We start from the raw sequence: 1,418 nt of genomic DNA on the forward strand, positions 1-1,418 counted from the left end.
CTAGTAGTGCTTCGTTAGGTTCTGGCTCCGGTTCTGCTTGTGGTGAGTGGGCGGCCGCAGGTGGTGCAGGTGCCGGTCCAGCACCTCTAACAGGTCCTGGAGTGTGCCGAGGACCTGGTAGAGGGTCAGGCCGGCGTGTGTGCTTTTGGGTCGAGCCGCCGGAGGGTGAGGAACGCCTGGGCGGCGGTGACGAGGGTGACGTGATGGTGCCAGCCGCGCCAGGTGCGGCCCTCGAAGTGGTCCAGGCCCAGGCCGTGTTTGAGTTCGCGGTAGTCGTGCTCGATCCGCCAGCGCATCTTCGCCCACCGCACGAGTTCCTCGACGGGTGTGGTGGCGGGAAGGTTCGATATCCAGTAACCGGTCGGAGCCTCCTGCCCGGCAGGCCATTCCACCAGCACCGTGTATGGGGGCAGGACGCCGTCCCACCGGTAGTGCCCGCCGCCTGCCTTCTGGGCGGCGGCCAGGGACTGCTTGCCCGCCGGACGCAGTGTGAGCACGGCGAATCGTGAGGTCATCCGCCCTTTGCTGCCCTGCCGCCAGGTCACTTCGACGAGCACGTCTGCAGTGATCTGGGCTGCGTGCTGGGACAGGGCCCGTGGCGGGGTTCGATAACGCGGCAGGGTCGGCGGTCCCAGGCCGCCGTAGTCGGGCTGGTGGGGCTCGGCCTGTTCAGGGTGAGCGACTTCCTTCCCGGTCATGCCAGCACATAAGCCAGGCCCCGTTCCTCCAGTGCGAGGCGGAACGGGGTACTGACGCCGTAGCCGGCATCAGCGACTACGACAGGGGCCTTCAGCTCCCACGCGGCGAGCCCGTCGAGCAGACCAAGTGCCAGACGCCACTTCTCCCGATGGCCCGTGCCCTGCGGGACTCCGGCTTTCCGGCAGCGGTCCGGCTCGTCCGTCCACTCCCGGGGCAGATACAACTGCCAGTCCAGCGGACACGATGCTGTGTCGGTGGCGGCATGGACGCTGACTGCGACCTGGCAGTTCGCCCGTTTCCCCACCGCTCCGCAGTACTGGCGGGCGACCCCGACCGAGGCGGTGCCACACTTGGGGAACGATACGTCGTCGATCACCCACACCTCAGGGCTGATCGCCTCACACAGCCGCTGGGCGATCCGCCGCCGCACCGGCAGCGGATCCCACGGCGACTGGTTCACGAACTGCTGCAGGGCCTGCATGTTGCCATCCGGCAGCCGATCGGCCATCGGCTGGATCGACTTCCGCCGGCCATCCAGCATCAGACCCCGCAGATAACACTCGCCCCACCGCCGCTGATCCCGCCGCGGCACCGAAGCGAACACATCACCGACGAACTCCGCTAACTCACCACGGAGCCGCTCCACTTCCCCCAGCCTCACACCACGAAGATGCCCACCACCAGGCGAGATCACTCAACGTAACGAAGCACTACTAGGC

General features: G+C 67.3%; 1 pseudogene. It reads right to left on the reverse strand.

The annotated features are described in order from the left end of the window. Nucleotides 1-125: 125 nt before the first annotated feature. Nucleotides 126-1,360 (reverse strand): annotated as a pseudogene (locus tag ADK64_RS06635) (IS701 family transposase). Nucleotides 1,361-1,418: the final 58 nt, after the last annotated feature.

Origin of the sequence: Streptomyces sp. MMG1121 (assembly GCF_001280015.1) — a bacterium.
GTDB lineage: Bacteria > Actinomycetota > Actinomycetes > Streptomycetales > Streptomycetaceae > Streptomyces.